Source organism: Streptomyces sp. NPDC012474, assembly GCF_042955185.1.
In the GTDB taxonomy this organism is placed as follows: domain Bacteria; phylum Actinomycetota; class Actinomycetes; order Streptomycetales; family Streptomycetaceae; genus Streptomyces; species Streptomyces cahuitamycinicus.
Map to the genome: position 1 here is coordinate 166022 of NZ_JBIBEP010000007.1, position 20382 is coordinate 186403.

Sequence of the window (20382 nt, forward strand, 5' to 3'; positions counted from 1 at the left end):
CCCCTCACAGCTTCTCGAAGGAGTCGGTGTCCGCGCGGTGTTCGCGCACGATCCCGGTGTGGACCTCGTAGAACCAGGCGTGCAGGCCGAGACGGCCCTCCGCGAGCCGGCGCTCGACGCTGGGGTAGGACCGCAGCCGGAGCACCTGGGTGAGGGCGTGGTTCTGCACGGCCTCGGTGACCGTCGGGTCGGCCGGGTCCGAGCACGTGGGCTCGTCGGCCGCGCGGGCGAGCCAGTCGCGCACGGCCGGTACGGCGGCGAGGTCGTCGCCGCGTACCACCGCGCCCACGGCGCCGCAGTGCGAGTGGCCGCAGACCACGATCTCCTTGACGCCGAGGACCTCCACGGCGTACTCGATCGTGGCCGCCTCCGACGTGGGGTGCTCGAAGGAGTGCGGGGGGACGACGTTGCCCGCGGTGCGCAGCTCGAAGAGCTCGCCGGGACGGGCGCCCGTGATCAGGGCCGGTACGACCCTGGAGTCGGAGCAGGTGATGAACAGGACGTCGGGGGACTGACCCTCGGCGAGGTGGGCGAACTCCTCAGGGCGCTGTCCGAAGGTGCGGGCGTTGTCGATGAGGGGTTGCATGAGTGTGGTGACTCCTCCTGGCGCGCAGATGGGGGCGCGTCGGACGGGCATGACAGAGGGTGGGGGGAACTGCTCCGCCGCTCAGCAGCGGAAGACCTGCAGTGCTGCCGGGGTGTGCGACGTCGAGGATCTCGACGTGCGGTGATGCGCGGCGCCGGGTCTGACCGGTTCCGGTGCGGTCGGAAGGATGTGCCGCCGCAGCGGCCGCTCGGGCGCAGAGGGCGCCGAGTCGGCGGTGTGGGACCGGTCGCGGGACCGCAGGGGACCGGTCGGGTCCCCGTGGTGTCCGGCGCGGCAGGTGGCCGTCTCGTCGCGCAGAGCCTTCCCGGGGGACTTGTGTCCGGGACGCGAGGACTTGCCGGAAGGCTTGGCTCCGGGCTGAGTGTTGGCCTCGGCTTGACTGTGCGTGTACGCGGATGCGAAGGACGCGGTAGGTGCGAAGAACTGAAGGGCGAGCAGGGCGGCGGCGAGGAGCGAAACCACGGTCCGTGCCGTCGTACCTCGGTACATGCGCCCCCCTTCGGATGATTCACACGTCTAGTGCGGACCAATGATTGGTCAATGGCTGGTCAAGAAACACGTTAACCCTGCAAGGTCGTTTGCAGGGTTAACTTAACGTTTCAAGCTGAAGAGAGCCTGAAAACCGGGGGTGGGCTGGCTTGAACAGGCCCTTCCCCCCGGGCGGTTGGCGCGATATTGGGGTTGTCGTTACCGGTTGTTCGCCAGTTCGGCCGCGTCGCGGGCGAGGGCGGTGAGCCGGGAGATGGCCCGGAAGTACTTCTTGCGGTAGCCGCCGTTCAGCATCTCGTCGCTGAACAGCTGGTCGAACGGCATGCCCGAGGCCAGCACGGGCACCTCGCGGTCGTAGAGCCGGTCCGCGAGGACGACGAGCCTGAGGGCCGTGGACTGGTCGGGAACCGGCCGCACACCGGTGAGGCACACGGCCCTGATCCCGTCGGTCAGAGCGCCGTACCGGCTGGGGTGGACGCGGGCCAGATGCTCCAGGAGGGGCGAAAACGCGTCGAGGGAGGCGCCCTCGGTCGCGTGCGCCACGCCGGTCACCTCTTCGTCGGAGTACGGCGGCGGCGCCTCGGGCAGACCGCGGTGGCGGTAGTCCTCGCCGTCGATGCGCAGGGCCCGGAAGTGGGCCGACAGGCCCTGGATCTCGCGCAGGAAGTCGGCCGAGGCGAACCGGCCCTCGCCGAGCCTGCCGGGCAGCGTGTTGGAGGTGGCGGCCAGGGCCACGCCCGCGTCGACCAGCCTGCCGAGCAGAGTGGAGACCAGGACGGTGTCGCCCGGGTCGTCGAGCTCGAACTCGTCGATGCACAGCAGGCGATGGCCGGACAGCGTCCGGACGGTCTGCTGGAACCCGAGGGCGCCGACCAGGTTGGTCAGCTCCACGAACGTGCCGAACGCCTTCAGCCCGGGCTCGGCCGGGGTGGCGTGCCACAGGGACGCCAGCAGGTGGGTCTTGCCCACGCCGTAGCCGCCGTCGAGGTAGACGCCGCGCGGGCCGGCGGGGGCCTTCTTCGGTGCCCTGCCGAAACCGAACAGCCGCCGCTTGCCGGAGCCGTTGGCCGCTTCCGGGCCGAGACCCGCCGCGAAGCCCTCCAGGACCCGGACGGCCTCGGTCTGGCTGGGCTGGTTCGGGTCGGGGACGTACGTGCTGAAGCGGACCGAGTCGAACCGCGGCGGCGGCACCATCTCGGCGACCAGCCGGTCCGCGGGGACACGCGGCTCACGGGCGCACAGGGACAGCGGGGCCGGGTCGGTCACGGGGCCGGTTCCGGAGGGGGCCAGGGGAGAGGACACGGTTCACCATGCTACGGCGCGTGGAACACTGCACCGCATGCGACGTCTGTTCCCTGTGACCGATGAAACAGCAGCTCCGGCGCCGGACGGCGCGTCCGGTGAGGGCGCCGGGCGGGAGTGGAGCCTGGACGAGCTGGCCGCCGCGTACGCCTATCCCGAGCCGGGGCCCGCGGGCCCGGCGCCCTGGCTGCGCGCCAACATGGTGTCCACGCTGGACGGGGCCGCCCAGCACGACGGTCGTTCGCAGCCCATCTCCAGCGCCACCGACATGCGGATCTTCGGCACGCTGCGGGCACTCGCGGACGTCGTGGTCGTCGGCGCGGAGACGGTGCGCAAGGAGGGGTACCGGCCGGCACGCGCGCGCGAGGACTTCGCGGCGATGCGGGAGGCGGCCGGGCAGCAGCCCGCACCGGCTGTCGCGGTGGTCACCGCCGGCCTCGACCTGGACTTCTCACTGCCGCTGTTCACCTCGCCCCTGGTCCCCACCCTGATCCTCACGGGCGCCTCGGCCGCCCCGGACCGTGTCGCCGCCGCCGAGCGGGCGGGCGCCCGGGTGGTGATCGCCGGGGACGGCATCGGCGTGGACCCCGCCCGGGCCGTGCGGGCCCTCGCCGACCTCGGCCACACCCGGCTGCTCACCGAGGGCGGCCCGCGGCTGCTCGGTCAGATCGTCGCGGCCGGCGTGCTCGACGAGCTGTGCCTGACCGTCGCCCCGATGCTCACGGCGGGCGAGGCGCAGCGCATCGCCGGGGGGCCGGCGGTCACGGTCCCGCACCGTTTCGGACTGGTGTCGATGCTGGAGGAGGACGGCTTCCTGTTCACGCGGTACGGGCGGGCCCGGCCGGCGTACTGAAACGCCGCGCCCGGGGTAGAAGGTGTCGGCGGCCGGGAAGCCGGCCGGCCGGTACGTCCGTAAGCGCGGGCAAACACTGCCGTTGGTCCGTTCATCGGCGAAATATGCCGTTCCGATTTGATTTCGGAGGGCACACTGGATCCGGCAGTACCCGTGCGAGCACGGGGCAGGATGGTTTCCGCGGGGCCCGGCACGGCCTGCGGAGGAGTGGGGCCATGGGCCCCGGAGCAGAAGGGGCGCCTGGTGTTCACAAGCGTATTGATGATCGAGAAGGCGCTTACGTCCGCCGACGTGGAGTTCGTCACCACCTTGCACGGGGAGGAGCAGGTCTCCTTCCAGGTGCTGCTGCAGCCGCGCGGCGAGCAGGCGGACCGCCTGCTGCGGGCCATCGACGACGTGGCGCTCGGCGAGCTGGACGAGGCCGTCCGCGAGGGCGAGACGCCGGAGGGGGAGGAGGCGCTGAGCGTGGGGCAGCGGGCGCTGGAGGTGTCACTCGCCGCGTTGCGCGCCTCGGGCGGTCCGGCGCAGGGGCGGCTGATCGAGGACCATCCGCTGGACGCGCTGAGGTCCCTGGTGGAGGAGACCGGGGCCGACGAGGTCATCGTGCTGACCGATCCCCACTACGTGGAGGAGTTCTTCCACCGGGACTGGGCCTCCCGGGCCCGGCACAAGGTCGGGGTGCCGGTGCTGAAGCTGTTCTCGCACAGCAAGGCGTAGGGGCGGGGGCGTCCTTCTCGGTCGGGTGCGGGCCGACGGTGGTTTCTCGCGCGGTTCCCCGCGACCCTTGGGTTCGCGCGGTTCCCCCGCCCCTGGGTTGGCCACAGCACTCCCCGTTCCTGAAATAGGCTGGGGGCGCTCACCGTCGTCGCTCGCTCTTGGAGATCTGCATGGCAGCCGGCCTTCCTCCCGCCATGGACCGACCGCACTTCATCGGGATCGGTGGCGCCGGGATGTCGGGGATCGCGAAGATCCTCGCGCAGCGCGGGGCCGTCGTGGCGGGCAGCGACGCCAAGGAGTCGGCCACGGCCGAGGCGCTGCGGGCGCTGGGGGCGACCGTGCACATCGGACACGCCGCGGAGCACCTCGCCGACGACGCCAGCTGTGTGGTCGTGTCGTCGGCGATCCGGCAGGACAACCCCGAGCTGGCCCGCGCGGCCGAGCTCGGCATCCCCGTCGTCCACCGGTCCGACGCGCTCGCCGCGCTGATGGACGGGCTGCGGCCGATCGCCGTCGCCGGCACGCACGGCAAGACGACCACCACGTCGATGCTGGCCGTGTCGCTGAGCGAGCTGGGCCTGAACCCCTCGTACGCCATCGGAGGCGACCTGGACGCGCCCGGCTCCAACGCGCTGCACGGCGAGGGCGAGATCTTCGTCGCCGAGGCGGACGAATCGGACCGCAGCTTCCACAAGTACGCCCCCGACGTCGCGATCATCCTCAACGTCGAGCTCGACCACCACGCCAACTACGCGTCGATGGACGAGATCTACGCGTCGTTCGAGACGTTCGTGGACCGGATCACCGAGGGCGGCACGCTGGTGATCGCGGCCGACCACGACGGCGCCCGGGAGCTGACGCGCCGGGTCGCCGGACGCGGCGTGCGCGTGGTGACGTACGGCGAGTCCGAGGACGCCGGCGTGCGCATCCTGTCGGTCGTGCCGCAGGGGCTCAAGAGCGAGGTCACCGTGGTGCTGGAGGGCGAGGAGCTGACCTTCACGGTCTCCGTCCCCGGCCGGCACTACGCGCACAACGCGGTCGCCGCGCTGGCGGCGGGCGTGGCCCTCGGCGTCCCGGCGGCCGGGCTGGCCCCGGCGATCGCCGCGTACACGGGCGTGAAGCGCCGGCTCCAGCTGAAGGGCGAGGCCGCGGGCGTGCAGGTCATCGACTCCTACGCGCACCACCCCACCGAGATGACCGCCGACCTGGAGGCCATGCGCTCGGCGGCCGGTGACGCCCGGATCCTGGTCGTCTTCCAGCCCCACCTCTTCTCGCGGACGCAGGAGCTCGGCAAGGAGATGGGCCAGGCCCTCGCCCTCGCGGACGCCTCGGTCGTGCTGGACATCTACCCGGCCCGGGAGGACCCGATCCCGGGCGTGACGAGCGAGCTGATCATCGAGGCTGCCCGGGCCGCGGGCGCGGACGTGACGCCGGTGCACGACAAGGCGGACGCCCCGTCGGCCGTCGCGGGAATGGCGAAGCCGGGTGACCTCGTTCTCACCATGGGAGCGGGCGACGTCACCGACCTCGGCCCGCACATCCTGGACCGTCTGTCGAACTGAGGGGCTGGAAGCTCATGGCGTACGACGTCGAGAAGCCGGACGAGCAGTGGCGCGCGGAGCTGAGCCCGGGCGAGTACGCGGTCCTGCGGCAGGCGGCCACCGAGCCCGCCTTCACCGGTGAGTACACCGACACCAAGACCCGGGGCGTCTACTCCTGCCGCGCCTGCGGCACGGATCTGTTCACCTCGGAGACCAAGTTCGAGTCCCACTGCGGCTGGCCGTCCTTCTTCGACCCCAAGGACACCGACGCGGTGGAGCTCATCGAGGACCGCTCGCACGGCATGGCGCGGACCGAGGTGCGGTGCGCGAGGTGCGGCTCGCACCTCGGGCACGTGTTCGCGGGCGAGGGGTATCCGACGCCCACGGACCAGCGGTACTGCATCAACTCGATCGCGCTGCGCCTGGTCCCCGAGGAGGGCTGAGGCGGCGCTCAGCGGATCCGGCACTCCTGCTGGGTGAGGCGCCTCGTGTCCCCCGCGGTGCGCTTGCACAGCACCCGGGGTTCGGAGGTGCCGTCTTTGGCGCGGCGGACCTCCTTGAGGACGATGCTGTGCCCGGTGCGGTCGCCGTAGAGCGGCGCGCCGGTGAAGTCGATGGTGCCGGTGGCCATGCCCTCGATCTTGACGTTGCGCAGGTTCACCCAGGTCGAGGCCCGGCTCTGCGGCCGGTCGTCACGGGTGGCCGCCCAGAACAGGGCGCGGGTCGCGTCGTGGGCGAGGGCGGTCTGGCCGCTGGCCAGGGCGGGGCTGTCGTAGCGCAGGCGGCGACCCTGCACCCCCGGCAGGTGCTTGGTGGCGTCCAGGTAGAAGCCCGTCTTGCCGGCGGCCGTCTCCAGCTCCGCGAGGGCCGCGTGGTACAGCGTGACCTTCGGCGCGACGGACTGGCCGCCACCGCCGAAGTCGGCCTTGGACAGATCGTCGCCGGTGAGGATGGCCAGGGGCTTCCCGGCGCAGCCCGGCTCGGTGCCCAGCTGGGTCATCAGGGGGTCGATGTCCTCCACCCGGCCCGCGAAGTAGACCACGGACGGGACCCGGCCGCCCCGGCAGATCTCCTGGGCGTGCGAGCGGAGTTCGGGCTTGCCGCCGCTGAGGGTGTAGCGGCGCTGCGGGAGCGGGGTGAAGCCCTGGTGGCGCAGCATCCCCTGGCCGTAGCGCGCCTGCTCGTCGGTGTAGAGGTCGTCGGTCTTCGCCGTGTCACGGGCCAGGACGAGGGAGTACTGGGGCCGGTCGGGTCTGCGCAACTGGGCGGCGATCAGGCCGAGCTGCCGGGTCTGCCACTCGTCCGTGGCGGCCAGGCTGAACCAGTTGGCGAACTCGCGGGGCAGATAGGTCGCGGAGTTCGTGCCGGAGACGACCGGCAGCCCGGCTTCCATCAGGGTGCGGGTCGTGGCCCGGCTCGACTTCAGGTCGCGGCCGGTGCCGACGACCCCCACCACGGTCGGGTCGTGGACGGCGTACGCGGCGATCGCCTTGGCCATCTCCTCCTGGTGGCCCAGGTCCACGCCGCCGTTGGCGATCAGGACGCGCAGCTTCACGCTGGAGTTCTCGTTGATGACGGCCTGCGCCAGATACACGCCGGCCAGCTCCTCGGCGCCCTTCACCAGGGAGGAGCCGGTGGCGGTGTCGGCGCTGAGCGGACCGGCGTAGACGACGGTGACGTACTTGCCGGTGTGCCGGGCGACGACGTCGGCGTTCTGCCGGGCGATACCGTCCTCCAGGTCGGCCACCGTCCAGGGCGTCTCGTCGTCGGCCCTGAGCGCCTTGACGTCGTCACCGGGCTCGGGCGCGGGCAGCCAGTCGGCGAAGCGGACCCCGTCCGTCGCTATGCCGATGCACTCCGTGCGGCCGTCGGGCCCCTGCTCGCGCCGGGTGTCGCGGTTGGCGGTGAGCACGGACGCCGAGCAGTACCGGTCGTGCAGGGCGTCGGCCCGCATGACGGCGCCCGCGGACAGCAGGGCGATCACCAGGACCAGGGTGTGCAGGGCCCACACCAGCCGGGCGGATGTCGGCCGTGCGGAGGCCCGCAGATGGCGACGGCCCTCCTCGACCGGACCCAGCTGGTCGTGCGGCAGCGGGATCCTCATCACCCACGGCAGGACGGACCGTTCCCGGCTGGGTGACTGCTCGGCGCGCAGGTTGCGGCCCCACTCCCGGTACCAGGTGCGCAGCCGGACGCCGAAGGTGGGCGGTGCGGTGTCCGGGACGGGTGCCGTCTGGACGGCGCTGCGCTCCAGGCGTGGCACGTCGTGCGTACGCACCGCGGCGACCACGAGCAGCGGGTCGAGCTCGCTGCGCCGGCTCCGGACGTCGCTGATGGCCCGGATCAGCTCGATGCCGCCGTTGCGGTCGTCCGCGTGCGGCAGGAACAGCATCGGCGGGCGCGGCCGTTTGAAGCCGCGCAGGTCCCAGCTCCAGCGGCGGTGGTTGTCCCGCAGGTCCTCGCGCAGCGCCAGCACGCACAGCTGGAGGTGGAAGTCGCCGCCCGCCGTGAGCGCCTCGGCCACGTCGTAGGCCCGGGCGGCGATCGCCTTCCAGGAGCGCACCGGCCGCAGCAGCGACACCTCGGTGGACCCCTCCTGGTCCGCCGCCCTCAGGAAGGTCGTCGTCATGAACCAGCGGCTCTCCCGGCGCAGCCACAGGAAGATCGGAGACCGCCCCGGCAGGACGTAGTTCAGGACGGTCAGCAGCAGCAGGAAGACGAGACCGGCACCCACCGCCACGTACCACTCGCTGCGGGCGAGGAGCGCGGCGAGCACGGTCACGAGGCTCGCCGGGAGGATGTGCGCCATGTCGAACAGCGGCAGGCCCGAACGCCAGCGGGCGGTGTTCTTCGGTCGCCAGCGCTGCTGCGCCAGCTCGTTGAGCAGCCGCTGCCGCTGGTCCTGCCCGGACTCCGGGCTGCCCGGGGCGGGCGTCGGCCAGCTGTCGCCGAGGGCCGCGACCGCGTCGTCGATGGCGTGCACCAGTCGCAGCCGCGGGAACGCGTAGCGCCGGTAGACCGCCTTCGGGCCGCCCCACCTGCGCGGGTCGCTCAACGCCCGCACCAGGGCGGTGGCCCGGCGCACCTCCGTGGTGCCCTCGTAGGCGTCCTGGGTCACCGCGCAGCGCGTGCCGTGCGCCTCCTGGCCCGCGTGCAGCTGACGGACCAGCCCGGCCACCGCGTCGTCGTCCCGGTCGTCCTGAGCATGCACGACGAACACCGGCATCGGCGGTTCGGTGCTCCTGCGGAAGTCCTGGATGAGGATTTCCAGCTGGTTCTGGAGGTGGCGCCCGGCGTCGCTCTCCGGCATGCCGTCATGGCCCCCAGGGCAGTCCGGCGGCGTGCGGTCGGCGTTCACCATGGGTAACCCCCGTTAACCTTCGGCGACCTACGAGGTTAACCGGTGCGGCTGTTGTGGGAGTGGGTGACGCACGAACTGTTCGTTCCGCCCGGGTCATTGACGCGGCCCGTCCGGATCACCACACTGGCGTGACTACGTAGTCAAGCAAGCCCTTTCTCCCTGCGAGGAGTGGGTGACTGCGTAGTCCGTACCGCAGGCCGCCACCCCGGGGAGCCCTCATGACGACGACCGCGGCCGCCGGTGGGCGACGCCGTCGCGGGCCGGGCATGACCGAGGTCGCCCGGGCCGCCGGGGTGTCGCAGAAGACCGTGTCGCGGGTCGTCAACGGCGAACCGCACGTCAGCCCCGAGGTGCGGGACCGCGTGCTGAGGGCCGTCCGCGACCTGGACTACCGTCCCAACACCGCGGCACGGGCCCTGCTCCTCGGCCGTTACCGGCGCATCGGCGTGGTCTCGCTGGGCAGTTCGCTCTACGGCCCCTCGACGCTGCTCATCGCCCTGGAGCGGGCCCTGCGGCGGGCCGGGTACTCCGTGGCCCTGGCCGGCACTCTGGAGGGGGGGAGCATCTCGGCCTCCGTGGACGCGCTGCTGGAGCAGGGCGTGGACGGGATCGTGCTGTCCGAGCCGATCGACGACGGCACCCCGCTGCGACCGACCGCGGACGTGCCCGTGGTCAGCCTCGGGGAGGGCGTCGAACTGGCGCCGGGTGCCGGGGTCGTGGTCGGCGCCGACGGCGTCGCCGCCGCACGGCTCGCCACCGAGCACCTGCTGTCCCTCGGACACCGCACCGTCTGGCACATACCCGGCCCGCAGGACTGGTGGGCCGCCCGCGACCGGCTGCGCGGCTGGCGCGAGGCCCTCGCCGCCGCCGGGGCGCCCGAACCGCCGCTGCCGTCGCCGGGCGACTGGAGCCCGGCTTCCGGATACGCCGCCGGAGAACAGCTCGCCCGCCTCTCCGAGGTCACGGCCGTGTTCGCCGCCAACGACGACATGGCCATCGGTGCCCTGCGCGCCTTCGCCGACGCGGGCCGCGCCGTCCCCGGTGACGTGAGCGTCGTCGGGTACGACGACATCCCCGCCGCCGCCTACCTCGTCCCGCCGCTGACCACCGTCCGGCAGAACTTCGCCGCCGTCGCCGACCGCGCCGTCGACGTACTGATCGCCCTGGTCGAGGGCCGCCCCGCACCGGCCGGACCGGCCGGGCGGGCGGTCGAGCTGACCGTACGGGCCTCGACCGGGCCGGTACGCGAAACGGACCCCGACCGCCCCCGCCCGTAGCCGCCCCACGTGAGGAGTCACGTGTCGTACCTCCCGGCAGCACCAGCCCCTCCCACCCGCCGCGCCCTGCTGCGCGGTGCCCTCGGCCTCGGCACGGCCGGCGCCCTCTCCGCCTGCGGCGGCGCCGGCACCACGCCCCGCACCTCCGGCGACGTCACCCTCGGCCTGTGGACCCACGACCCGGGCTACGAGGCGTTCTTCGAGAAGGGCATCCCGGAGGCCGACCGGGCCGGCGACTTCCGCTACCACCTGAGGGTCACCCGCTCCGGCGCCCCGGACATCGTCACGAAGCTGCTCGCCCGGGCCGTCGCCGGGCGTGGCACCCCCGACCTCGTCGGGTTCGAGATCGGCAGCTTCCCGCGCATGCTGCGCGGCGACATCGCCGAGCGGCTGCTGCACGACTTCACACCCGACATCGAGGCCGTACCCGGGCTGAAGGAGGACCTGCTGCCGGCCCGCACCGCCCCCTTCAGCCGGGACGGCCGGATCTACGCCTTCGACTCGGACACCCCGATGGTCGTGTACTTCCAACGCCAGGACCTCTTCGAGAAGTACGGCCTGCCCGAGGACGTGGGCACCTGGGAGGAGTTCGCCGAAGCCGGTGCGCGGGTCCACCGGGACCACGGCGCCTCGATGTGCGTCGTCTCCACGGTCGGCAGCGACCCGGGCCAGGTCGTGCAGTCCTTCCAGATGCTGCTCTACCAGCGCGGCGGCGCCTTCTTCGACGCCGACGGGACGCTGGTCCTGGACTCGCCGGAGGCCGAGGAAGTGCTGCGGTTCCTCTGCGAGGGGCTGCGCAGCGGATTCGTCGTGGAGGTCTCCGACTACTACGGGGCCGGCATGCAGACCGCGTTGAAGCGGAGCCGGGTCATCGGGCTGCCCATGGCCATCTGGTACAAGAACTACGGCCTGGTGACCAACGTGCCCGAGCAGAAGGGCAGGTGGCGGGTGCGGGCGCTGCCGCGCTTCGCGGGTGGCGGCGGGGTGACCGCCGCGCTCGGCGGCACCGGTTTCGGCGTCGTCGAGGGCAAGGCCGGCACCCGGGCGGCGACGGAGTTCCTCTTCAGAACCTGGCTCACGCACGACGGACAGGTCCGCCGGTTCACCGAGACCGGATACCTGCCCACGCGGCGGTCCGTGTACGAGGACCCCCGGCTGGGCGCCTACGAGGACGAGTTCTGCGGCGGACAGCGGCTGTTCGGGCTGTACCGCTCGCTGCTGCCGGACGTGCCGCCGTTCCACCAGAGCCCCGACCAGTCGATCCTCTACGACGTGCTCGGGGGGAACCTGCTGCGGGCGTACCACGGGGACCTGTCGCCGCGGCAGGCGCTGCAGCGGACGGCTGAGGACTTTCGTGACCAGGCCGGGCGGTAGTTCGTCCGCTGCGCCGTTGGGGCTTGTCGCGCGGTTCCCCGCGCCCCTGAGGTGCTGACGATCTCGGCGGATGAGGAGCAACTCACCATGACCACCACCCTTGCCGGGACGCCCGGCACCGCCCGTACGCACGACGCACCGGGCCGGAAGGCACACCGACCCCACAGAACCTGGGCGCCCTACCTGTTCGTCTCGCCCTTCTACGTCCTCTACGTCCTGTTCATGCTGGTCCCCGTCGGTGTCTCGCTGTGGCTGAGTCTCACCGAGTGGGTCGGGCTCGGACCGCCGCGTCGGGTGGGGCTGCGCAACTACCGGCTGCTCGCCACCGACATCAGCTTCCACCGGGCCCTGGGCAACACCACCGTGTTCGTACTGGTCGCTCTCTGCCTGGTCGTGCCGCTCGCGCTGCTGATCGCCCAGGCCCTCAACACCCGCGGGCTGCGCGTGCGCGACCTGTGGCGGACCGCCTACTTCGTGCCGATCGTGGTCTCCCCGATCCTCGTCGCGCTCATCTTCGGCCTGGTCTTCGACCGGCAGTTCGGGCTGGCGAACGCCGCGCTGCGCGCCCTGTTCGGCACCGGCGGCGTCGACTGGCTCGGCGATCCGAACCTGGCCGGAGTGAGCATCGCCCTGGTGATGCTGTGGCGCTGGACCGGCTACCTCACGGTCTTCTTCCTCGCCGGGCTGCAGAACGTGCCCCGGGAGCTCTACGAGGCCGCGGCCCTGGACGGGGCCGGGCGGCTGCGTACCTTCACCACCGTCACGCTGCCGGCGCTGAAGCCGGTGACCGCGTTCGTCGTGGTCACGTCCTTCATCGGCGCGGCGCAGATCTTCGAGGAGCCGTATCTGCTGACCGGCGGCGGACCGGCCGAGTCCACCCTCTCGGTGACCATGTTCATCTACCGGGCCGCCTTCCAGCGCCAGCAGTTCGGCTACGCCTCTGCCGCCGCCGTCGTCCTCTTCGTCCTCGTCTTCGGCCTCAGCCGGCTCTTCAACCGTCTCCTCGGCATCGGGAGGGCCGCCTCGTGACACGCGCCCGCATGCCGCTCCACGTCTTCCTGCTCCTGCTGTTCGTGGGCTTCCTCGCCCCGCTGGTGTGGGCGCTGAGCGGCTCGTTCAAACCGCGCGGCGAGATCTTCGGCTACCCGCCGGAACTCGTCCCGGACCCCTTCACCCTGGACAACTACCGCACCCTGCTGACCGAGCAGCCCTTCGGCCGCTGGTTCCTGATGAGCACCGTGGTGGCCGTAGTCGCCACCCTCGTGTCCGTGTTCGTGTGCGCGCTCGCCGGGTACGCCTTCGCCAAGTTCCGCTTCGCGGGCAGACGGCTGCTGTTCAACGTCATGTTCAGCTCGCTGTCGATACCGTTCGCGGTGATCCTCGTGCCGCTGTTCGTGATCCTGGTGAAGACCGGGCTCGGCAGCCCGTGGTTCGCGCTGATCGTGCCATGGGTGGCGCCCGCGTTCGGGATCTTCATGATGCAGCAGTACATCGTGCAGTCCATCCCGGACTCGGTACTGGAGGCCGCCCGGATCGACGGCGCGAGCGAGTTCGGCATCTTCCGGACCATCGTGCTGCCGCTGCTGCGGCCCGCGCTGGGCGCGCTCGGCGTCTGGCAGTTCCTGCAGAGCTACAACAGCTTCCTGTGGCCGCTGGTGCTGGTGTCCGACAGCTCCCGGTACACCCTGCCGCTGGGCCTGCAGACGCTGTTCGTGTCGGAGCAGCGGCAGTACGACCTCGTGCTCGCCGGAGCGGTCCTCGCCGTCCTGCCCGCCGTGGCCCTCTTCGTGCTGCTGCGCAAGCAGCTCCTCGAAGGGCTCTCCACGGGCGCGGTCAAGGGCTGACATCTCGACAACCCCCTGGAGGACAAGCATGCCCGAGCTGCCCCCGCGCGTCCTGTTCGGTGCCGCCTACTACCACGAGTACCAGCCGTACGAACGCCTCAAGGACGACCTCGACCTGATGGCCGAGGCCCGCTTCACCGTCATCCGGGTCGGGGAGTCCGTCTGGTCCACCTGGGAGCCCGAGAACGGGCGTTTCGACCTGGACTGGCTCCAGCCGGTCCTGGACGGCGCCCACGAGCGGGGCATCTCCGTGATCCTCGGGACGCCGACGTACGCGGTGCCGCCCTGGCTGGCCCGGCAGTACCCGGAGATCGCGGGGGAGTCCCGCACGGGCGAGCGCATCGGCTGGGGCGCCCGGCAGGAGGTGGACTTCACGCACCCGGCGTTCCGCTTCCACGCCGAACGGATCATCCGCAAGGTCGCCGAACGGTACGCCGGTCACCCTGCCGTCATCGGCTGGCAGGTCGACAACGAACCCGGTCTGCACCTCTTCCACAACCACGGCGTCTTCCAGCGCTTCACCGACGAACTGCGCGAGCGGTACGGCGACGTGGAGACCCTCAACCGCGAGTGGGGCCTGGTCTATTGGTCGCACCGGCTGTCCACCTGGGCCGACCTGTGGACCCCGGACGGCAACGCCCAGCCGCAGTACGACCTCGCGTGGCGGCGCTTCCAGGCCCGGCTCACCACCGAGTTCATCGCCTGGCAGGCCGGCATCGTGCGCGCGTACGCCCGTCCCGGCCAGTTCGTCACGACGTGCATCTCCTACGACCGTCAGGGCGTCGAGGACGACAAGCTCACCGAGCACCTCGACGTCACCGCGGGCAACCCGTACTACACGATGCAGGACGCCCTCGCCCTGCCGGATACGGGCGCCGGCGGGCAGGACTGGACGACCAACGGCACCTGGGCGCTGTACCGCAGCGCCGACCGCATGTACTCCTCACGCCAGGAGCCGTTCCTGGTCACCGAGACCAACGCGCAGGCCATCGGCGGGCCCTGGGACAACCGCCCCGCCTACGACGGGCAGTGGCGGCAGGCGGCCTGGGCGCTGATCTCCAGGGGCGCCTCGATGATCGAGTACTGGCACTGGCACACCCTGCACTTCGGCACCGAGACCTACTGGGGCGGCATCCTCCCGCACAACGGCCGCCCCGGCCGCGTCTACCGCGAACTGGCCGCACTCGGGGCGGAGTTGGAGCAGGCCGGTGATCTGGTGTCGGCCCTCACCCCGGACGCCGACGTCGCCTTCCTCTACGACGGCCCCAGCAAATGGGCGCTCCAGGGCCAGCCGCCGCTGGCCGGTGCCGACGGAGGCCCGGACGGGCGGTCGTACGAGAGGATCTTCGACGCGTACTACCGGGGTGCCTTCGACGCCGGGCTCCAGGCACGCGTCATGCACCCCGGGCAGCTCCCGGACGCGGACCTGCCGCCCCTCCTGATCGTCCCGGCCTACTACGCCGCCGACGACACCGTCCTCGACCGGCTCCGCGCCTACGCCGGGGCCGGCGGGCATCTCGTCCTCGGTCCGCGCACCGGCTACGGCGACACCGAGGCCCGGGCGCGCACGGATCTCCAGCCGGGCCGACTGGCCGAGGCGGCCGGGGTGACGTACGACGAGTTCAGCAACCTGCGCGTCCCCCTGCCCGTCACCGGCACGGACGAGCTCCCTCTTCCGCCCGGCGCGCACGCCCTGCACTGGGCGGACGGGCTGTCGCCGCGGGGCGCCGAGACCCTGGCGGCGTACGAGCACCCGCACTTCGGCCGCTGGCCCGCCGCCACGGCCCATCGTCACGGCGCCGGGCGCATCACCTACGTCGGCACCGTGCCCGACCCCGTCCTCGCCCGCGCCCTGTTCGACCGGTACGCCCCGGACGGTGCCTGGCGCCCCGCCCACCCGAGCGTGACGGCCACTTCGGCGACCGCACGGGACGGCCGCCGCGTGCGCTTCCTGCACAACTGGTCGTGGGACGAGGTGTCCGTGCCGGTGCCGACGGCCCTGCGGGACGTGCTGTCGGACACCCTGTACGCCGACGCGGTGCCGCTCGGACCGTGGGACGTCAAGGTGCTGCGGGAGGAGTAACCCCGCCGGCCACTCCCCGGACCCGGTGAGTCGGGCCGCCTGTTCGCCGGGCGGGCTTCCTGGAAGCCCTGCCCGGCGCCTGACCCTCCGCCACCGGGAACCCCGCGCTGCGCAGCACCCGTCGCCCGGCGTCCACCGCGAACACCTCGCAGTGCTCCCGGGCCGCCGCCCACGCGACGCCCTCCACGCCGAGTGCGAACGCCGCCGTCGCGACCGTGTCCGCCTCCGTCAGGGTCGGGGCCACGACGGTCATGCCGAGCAGTCCTGTCGCGGGGCGGCCGGTGCGGCCGTCGAGGATGTGGTGGTCACCGCGTTCGTAGCGGGCCGAGGTCGCGACGGCCCGGTCCGTGACGTCCAGGACCGCGCAGAGCCGGTCGGCCCGCTCGGGATGGCGCACGCCGACGCGCCAGGGCCCGCCGGAGGCGACCACGTCGCCGCCCGCGTTGACACAGAACCGCCTCGCCCCGGCCGCTCTCAGCAGCTCCGCTCCCTTCTGCACGGACCAGCCCTTCACCACGGCGCAGGGGTCGAGGCCGCGACCGGGCAGGCGCGCGTCGAAGGCGCCCCCGGTCGCGATCCGGTACTCCTCGCACAGGTCCAGGACCTCGCGGAGCCCCGGGCTCGGCTCGCTCACCTCGCCCCGCTCCAGCCGGGACACCTCGCTGTCCGGACGGAACGGGCTGAACCGCGTGTCGACCTCGCGCAGCCAGGCGAACAGGGCGTCCACCGGTGCCTCGGGGAAGTCCTCGTCGTCGATCCGGACCGACACCGGGAACCCCATGACGTGCTCGACGCGCCGCATGCCGTCAGCCCTTCGCGTCGATGGCGGCCTGGAGCGACTCCCGGTAGCCGTCGCTGGTGACGGTGGCGCCGGACACCGTGTCGATGTCGGCGCTCTGCGCCTGGAGCGTCTCCTCGATCAGCCGGGGTACGGCGGCCGTGGTCTGCGGGTGGTCCGGCTGCCGGAGCATCCGCACCGAGGCGATCTCGTCGCCGTCGAAGGTGACCTCGACCCGCACCGGGCCCTTCTCGGTGTCGACGAGGGACCCCGACACGACGGTGGTCGTGGTGCCGCCGGACGAGGAGACCGAGGGGGTGGACGCCGGCGCCGCCTGCGCTGGGGCCGGCGACGAACCGGTCTCGTGCGAGGGCGCGTAGCGCCAGAGCGGGATCAGGCCCGCGACGCTCAGAACGAGGACGGGTATGGCTCGCTTCACGAATCTCTCCTCGTCATCCGGCCAGGCTGAAGCGTTCGAAGTGGACCTGCGGCGTCGGCACGCCCAGCTCGCGCAGGCTGCCGAGCACCGCGTTCATCATGGGCGGGGGACCGCACAGGTAGACGTCCCGCTCGGCGATGTCGGGCACCAGCCGGGCGAGCTCCCGGGGCGCCAGCCGGTCGGGCACGGACGGGCCCGTGACCAGGTGCAGTTCGGCGCCCCTGGCGAGCGCGAGGTCGCGCAGTTCGTCGTAGAGCACGGCGTCCTGGTCCGTGGCCACCCGGTAGATCACGACCGCGTGGCCGTGCAGCTCCTCCAGCAGGGCCCGGATCGGCGTGACACCGACGCCGCCGGCGATGAGCACGGCGTCGGGCCGGGTGCGGTGCAGGGTGGTGAAGGCTCCGTAGGGACCCTCGGCGAAGACGCGCGTGCCGACCTTCAGATGGCGCAGGGCGGCGCTGCCGTCACCGGCCCGCTTGGCGGTCAGACGCAGGGTACGGCCGTCCGGGGCGGCCGACAGGGAGAACGGGTTCGCCTGCCACCAGCGGTCCTTCGTCAGGAACCGCCACAGGAAGAACTGCCCGGCCCGGGCGGGCAGCCGGTCCAGGTCGCGGCCCGTGATGTAGACCGAGACGACGTGGGCGTTCTCCGGGACGACGGCCGTCACCCGGAGCCGGTGGCGGAGGTTGCGCCACAGCGGCAGCACCAGCCGGCCCGTGAACACCGAGGCGAGGGCCACACCCCACACGCCGTACCAGTAGGCCTCCGCCACGGACGACGAGGCGAACGTCGTCCCCGCCGCGACCTGGTGCGTGAAGGCCAGCACCACCGCCACGTAGGTGTACAGGTGGATGAAGTGCCAGGTCTCGTACGCCAGCCGGCGCCGGGCGTAACGGGCGGACACCGCCCCGACCACGAGGATGATCGCCAGCGCGACGATCGCCCGCAGCACGCCCTCGACCGTCCCGGCGAGGTCCACCAGCTGGTTCACCGGGTCCAGGGACGAGGCCTGCGCGTAGCCGAGGACGATGAACACCGCGTGCGACAGCAGCAGCCACAGCACCGAGAAGCCCGTCCAGCGGTGCCAGGACGTCAGCCGGTCCATGCCGATCCGCCGGTCGAACCAGGGCAACCGCGCCACCAGCAGCAGTTGGAACGCCATCAGCAGCGCCGCGTACAGCCCGGTCAGCCGGCCCAGCACGATCAGCGCGTTCGAGGTGAAACCGGCCTGCGCGAAGAACACGGCCACCACGACCGCGTTCGCCAGCAGCACCGCGTACAGGCCGGTGCGGCCCACCACTCGGGGCCGCACGCCCCGGCGGGTCGCCGCTGGGGGTTGATGGAGGGTCGTCACGGTCGGCAGCTCCTTGATCGGCTCCTGGGACACCGAGCTTGGCGCGGGGGAGCTGTCGGAAAGCTGTCGCTCGACTTTCAAGTCTTTATCGATCCCGCCGCGGGAGGGCGGGCGGCTATGGCGGCACGGGACCCGTGCAGCACTATGAGGTCGTGGAAAAGGTACGACTTCTCGTCGTCGACGACGACCCGCCCATCGCCGACCTCGTCGCGACCGTCGCCCGCTACGAGGGCTGGGACGCGGTCACGGCATACACCGGCGAGGACGCGCTGCGGCGGGCCGCCGAGTTCCACCCCGACATCGTGGTGCTCGACCTGATGCTGCCCGGCGTGGACGGCTTCGGCGTCCTGGACCGGCTGCGCGCCTCCGGCACGATGGTGCCGGTGGTGTTCCTCACCGCCCGCGACGGCGTCGCCGACCGGGTCGCGGGCCTGACCAGGGGCGGCGACGACTACCTGGTCAAGCCGTTCGCCGTCGAGGAGCTGATGGCCCGGCTGCGGACCGTGCTGCGGCGCAGCGCCGGGCCCGCCTTCCAGCGGTCCGTGCTCCAGATCGGCGACCTGACCATGGACGAGGACACCCGGGAGGTCCGGCGCGGCGAGCGGCTGGTGTCGCTGACCCCGACCGAGTACGAGGTGCTGCGCTACCTCATGCGCAAGTCGCCCACCGTGCTGACCAAGGCGCAGATCCTCGACCACGTGTGGGAGTACGGCTTCGGCGGCCGCTCCAACGTCGTCGAGCTGGTCGTCAGCCGGCTGCGCCGCAAGCTGGACGAGACCGACGACGGCGGCTCGCCGCTCATCCACACCGTGCGCGGGTTCGGATACGTGCTGCGGCAGGCCGCCGAGTGATCGCCCGGCTGCGACGGGCCTACCGCGGAATGCGCCTGGGCACCCGCATGGCTCTCGGCCTCGGCGCCCTCTCCCTGGTCGTGTTCGCCGTCGTCGGCACGGCCCTGACCACATACATGCGCGACTACCTGTCGGCCCAGCTCGACACCCAGCTCGCGCAGGCCCAGATCGCCCAGTCCAAGAGCATCGCGGACTACGGCACGCTCTCGGGCAAGAAGTACTACAGCTGGTTCTACGCCGTGTACGACGTCTCGGACGGCCCGCCCGAGCTCCGCAGGCCCGAGGACCCCGCCGACCTGCCGAAGGACGTCGACGACTTCACCGCCCTGGCCTCGGCGCAGACCACCGCCCACACGGAGCTGCTGCGCACCGAGCACCTCAGGGGCGCGGGCTCCTACCGGCTGCGCGCCTGCGAGGTCGAGCCCGGAGTGATCCTGGTGAGCGCCGCGCCCATGGAGGACATCGAGGACACGGTCGGGCAGCTCATCACCATCCAGGTCGTCACCTTCGCCCTCGCGCTGCTCGCGCTGGTCGTCTTCGGCCGCCGGATGCTGCGCCGCGGGCTGAAGCCGCTCAGCGACATGGCGTCCACCGCGCACGGCATCGCCTCGCACGACCTGACCGAGTCGGCGGCCCGGCTGCCGCTGCGCGCCGACGGCCGGGACGGCGGCCCGGAGGTGGACGAGCTGCGGACCGCCTTCAACACGATGCTGGAGCACATCGACGACTCCCTCGCCGTGCGCGCCGAGGCCGAGCAGCGGCTGCGGCGCTTCGTCGCCGACGCCTCGCACGAGCTGCGCACCCCGCTGATGTCGGTGCGCGGCTACGCCGACCTGTTCCAGTACGCCGCCGCCAACGCCCCCGAGGAACGCGACCGGCACCTCGCCCGGCTGCGTGCCGAGGCCGCCCGCATGGGCATCCTCCTGGACGACCTGCTGCTGCTCGCCCGGCTGGACGCGGCGGAGGTGGAGGCGCCGCTGCGGATGCAGGACGCCGACCTGGTGGAGCTGGTGGGCCAGGCCGCGGACGCCTTCCGCGCGGGCCGCCCCGGCCATCCGCTGACCGTCCTCGCGGGTCCGGGGCCGGTGCGGCTGCCGATGGACCCGCTGCGCATCCGGCAGGTCGTCGACAACCTCCTGACCAACGCCGCGGTGCACACCCCCGCCGGGACGAAGGTGTCGGTGGAGGTCGCCCTCCTGCCCGGCGCCGCCGAGGTGCGGGTCGCCGACACCGGCCCCGGCATCCCGCCCGACGACCGGGCCCGCGTCTTCGACCGCTTCTACCGCGTCGACAAGGCCCGCAGCCGCGACCGCGGCGGCAGCGGCCTGGGCCTCGCGGTCGCCCAGTCCCTGGTCCGTGCCCACGGCGGCCGTATCGAGCTGAACAGCGCACCGGGAGCGACGGTGTTCACCGTGCGCCTGCCCGTGCGGGACGTACGCCCCGCGGACGGATGACAGGCGCCCTCTAGACTCGTCCGGAAACAGCCCGTACGACCATGGCCAACGCTACCGC

The 20382-nt window shown here is 72.3% G+C and carries 18 protein-coding genes; 11 read left to right on the top strand and 7 right to left on the bottom strand.

Annotation, left to right across the window (positions count from 1 at the left end):
* Positions 1-4 precede the first annotated feature (4 nt).
* The 3 genes from ACFY9S_RS17920 to zapE all read right to left on the bottom strand — a co-directional run bounded on the left by ACFY9S_RS17920 (position 5) and on the right by zapE (position 2398).
* The gene (locus ACFY9S_RS17920) at positions 5-586 is read right to left on the bottom strand and encodes a carbonic anhydrase (RefSeq protein ID WP_391129140.1); all 582 of its coding nucleotides are present in this window, start codon (positions 584-586) and stop codon (positions 5-7) included.
* A gap of 81 nt (positions 587-667) precedes the next feature.
* Positions 668-1096, bottom strand: a complete 429-nt coding sequence (locus ACFY9S_RS17925) for a hypothetical protein (protein WP_391129143.1) — start codon at positions 1094-1096, stop codon at positions 668-670.
* 198 nt (positions 1097-1294) lie between these two features.
* Complete coding sequence (zapE, locus tag ACFY9S_RS17930; RefSeq protein ID WP_391129146.1) at positions 1295-2398, bottom strand: cell division protein ZapE; 1104 nt, start codon at positions 2396-2398, stop codon at positions 1295-1297.
* A gap of 37 nt (positions 2399-2435) precedes the next feature.
* Between zapE and ACFY9S_RS17935 the strand changes: the two genes are divergently transcribed.
* The 4 genes from ACFY9S_RS17935 (at position 2436) to msrB (ending at position 5952) form a co-directional block, all read left to right on the top strand.
* Positions 2436-3251, top strand: a complete 816-nt coding sequence (locus ACFY9S_RS17935; RefSeq protein WP_391129149.1) for a dihydrofolate reductase family protein — start codon at positions 2436-2438, stop codon at positions 3249-3251.
* Positions 3252-3494: 243 nt separating this feature from the next.
* A complete protein-coding gene (locus tag ACFY9S_RS17940) occupies positions 3495-3968 on the top strand; it encodes an indole-3-glycerol phosphate synthase (RefSeq protein ID WP_391129152.1) in 474 nt (157 codons plus the stop codon).
* A 170-nt stretch (positions 3969-4138) separates the two neighbouring features.
* On the top strand, positions 4139-5530 hold the full coding sequence (murC, locus tag ACFY9S_RS17945; protein ID WP_391129154.1) for a UDP-N-acetylmuramate--L-alanine ligase: 1392 nt from the start codon (positions 4139-4141) through the stop codon (positions 5528-5530).
* Positions 5531-5544: 14 nt separating this feature from the next.
* On the top strand, positions 5545-5952 hold the full coding sequence (msrB, locus tag ACFY9S_RS17950; protein ID WP_102910930.1) for a peptide-methionine (R)-S-oxide reductase MsrB: 408 nt from the start codon (positions 5545-5547) through the stop codon (positions 5950-5952).
* A gap of 8 nt (positions 5953-5960) precedes the next feature.
* Here the strand turns inward: msrB and ACFY9S_RS17955 are convergent, their stop codons facing one another.
* Positions 5961-8819, bottom strand: a complete 2859-nt coding sequence (locus tag ACFY9S_RS17955) for an ABC transporter substrate-binding protein (RefSeq protein WP_391129157.1) — start codon at positions 8817-8819, stop codon at positions 5961-5963.
* 269 nt (positions 8820-9088) lie between these two features.
* On the opposite strand from ACFY9S_RS17955, the gene ACFY9S_RS17960 reads away from it, so the two are divergent.
* The 5 genes from ACFY9S_RS17960 (at position 9089) to ACFY9S_RS17980 (ending at position 15448) form a co-directional block, all read left to right on the top strand.
* On the top strand, positions 9089-10147 hold the full coding sequence (locus ACFY9S_RS17960; RefSeq protein WP_391129160.1) for a substrate-binding domain-containing protein: 1059 nt from the start codon (positions 9089-9091) through the stop codon (positions 10145-10147).
* Positions 10148-10168: 21 nt separating this feature from the next.
* Positions 10169-11521, top strand: a complete 1353-nt coding sequence (locus ACFY9S_RS17965) for an extracellular solute-binding protein (protein ID WP_391129163.1) — start codon at positions 10169-10171, stop codon at positions 11519-11521.
* An 87-nt stretch (positions 11522-11608) separates the two neighbouring features.
* Complete coding sequence (locus tag ACFY9S_RS17970; protein ID WP_391129166.1) at positions 11609-12550, top strand: ABC transporter permease subunit; 942 nt, start codon at positions 11609-11611, stop codon at positions 12548-12550.
* Complete coding sequence (locus tag ACFY9S_RS17975; protein ID WP_391129169.1) at positions 12547-13365, top strand: ABC transporter permease subunit; 819 nt, start codon at positions 12547-12549, stop codon at positions 13363-13365. Before ACFY9S_RS17970 ends, ACFY9S_RS17975 begins: the two co-directional genes overlap by 4 nt.
* Before the next feature lie 28 nt (positions 13366-13393).
* On the top strand, positions 13394-15448 hold the full coding sequence (locus ACFY9S_RS17980; RefSeq protein WP_391129172.1) for a beta-galactosidase: 2055 nt from the start codon (positions 13394-13396) through the stop codon (positions 15446-15448).
* Here the strand turns inward: ACFY9S_RS17980 and ACFY9S_RS17985 are convergent.
* Genes ACFY9S_RS17985 through ACFY9S_RS17995 form a run of 3 tightly spaced genes read right to left on the bottom strand, consistent with a single transcriptional unit; the run spans position 15426 to position 17965 of the window.
* Entirely contained in the window at positions 15426-16250 is an 825-nt protein-coding gene (locus ACFY9S_RS17985) for an FAD:protein FMN transferase (RefSeq protein WP_391129176.1), read from the bottom strand. The two genes, ACFY9S_RS17980 and ACFY9S_RS17985, sit on opposite strands and share 23 nt — an antisense overlap.
* A gap of 4 nt (positions 16251-16254) precedes the next feature.
* Positions 16255-16665, bottom strand: a complete 411-nt coding sequence (locus tag ACFY9S_RS17990; RefSeq protein ID WP_391129179.1) for an FMN-binding protein — start codon at positions 16663-16665, stop codon at positions 16255-16257.
* A gap of 13 nt (positions 16666-16678) precedes the next feature.
* Positions 16679-17965 (bottom strand): ferric reductase-like transmembrane domain-containing protein, encoded by a 1287-nt coding sequence (locus ACFY9S_RS17995; RefSeq protein ID WP_391129580.1) that lies wholly within the window; start codon positions 17963-17965, stop codon positions 16679-16681.
* A gap of 206 nt (positions 17966-18171) precedes the next feature.
* On the opposite strand from ACFY9S_RS17995, the gene ACFY9S_RS18000 reads away from it, so the two are divergent.
* Positions 18172-18870, top strand: a complete 699-nt coding sequence (locus tag ACFY9S_RS18000; protein ID WP_102910934.1) for a response regulator transcription factor — start codon at positions 18172-18174, stop codon at positions 18868-18870.
* A complete protein-coding gene (locus ACFY9S_RS18005; RefSeq protein ID WP_391129182.1) occupies positions 18867-20324 on the top strand; it encodes an ATP-binding protein in 1458 nt (485 codons plus the stop codon). Before ACFY9S_RS18000 ends, ACFY9S_RS18005 begins: the two co-directional genes overlap by 4 nt.
* The last annotated feature ends 58 nt before the right edge of the window (positions 20325-20382 follow it).

Coding starts and splice junctions, on each gene's coding strand:
- ACFY9S_RS17920 (WP_391129140.1), bottom strand. CDS start 586: ATGCAACCCCTCATCGACAACGCCCGCACCTTCGGACAGCGCCCTGAG.
- ACFY9S_RS17925 (WP_391129143.1), bottom strand. CDS start 1,096: ATGTACCGAGGTACGACGGCACGGACCGTGGTTTCGCTCCTCGCCGCC.
- ACFY9S_RS17935 (WP_391129149.1), top strand. CDS start 2,436: ATGCGACGTCTGTTCCCTGTGACCGATGAAACAGCAGCTCCGGCGCCG.
- murC (WP_391129154.1), top strand. CDS start 4,139: ATGGCAGCCGGCCTTCCTCCCGCCATGGACCGACCGCACTTCATCGGG.
- msrB (WP_102910930.1), top strand. CDS start 5,545: ATGGCGTACGACGTCGAGAAGCCGGACGAGCAGTGGCGCGCGGAGCTG.
- ACFY9S_RS17955 (WP_391129157.1), bottom strand. CDS start 8,819: ATGCCGGAGAGCGACGCCGGGCGCCACCTCCAGAACCAGCTGGAAATC.
- ACFY9S_RS17960 (WP_391129160.1), top strand. CDS start 9,089: ATGACGACGACCGCGGCCGCCGGTGGGCGACGCCGTCGCGGGCCGGGC.
- ACFY9S_RS17970 (WP_391129166.1), top strand. CDS start 11,609: ATGACCACCACCCTTGCCGGGACGCCCGGCACCGCCCGTACGCACGAC.
- ACFY9S_RS17980 (WP_391129172.1), top strand. CDS start 13,394: ATGCCCGAGCTGCCCCCGCGCGTCCTGTTCGGTGCCGCCTACTACCAC.
- ACFY9S_RS17985 (WP_391129176.1), bottom strand. CDS start 16,250: ATGCGGCGCGTCGAGCACGTCATGGGGTTCCCGGTGTCGGTCCGGATC.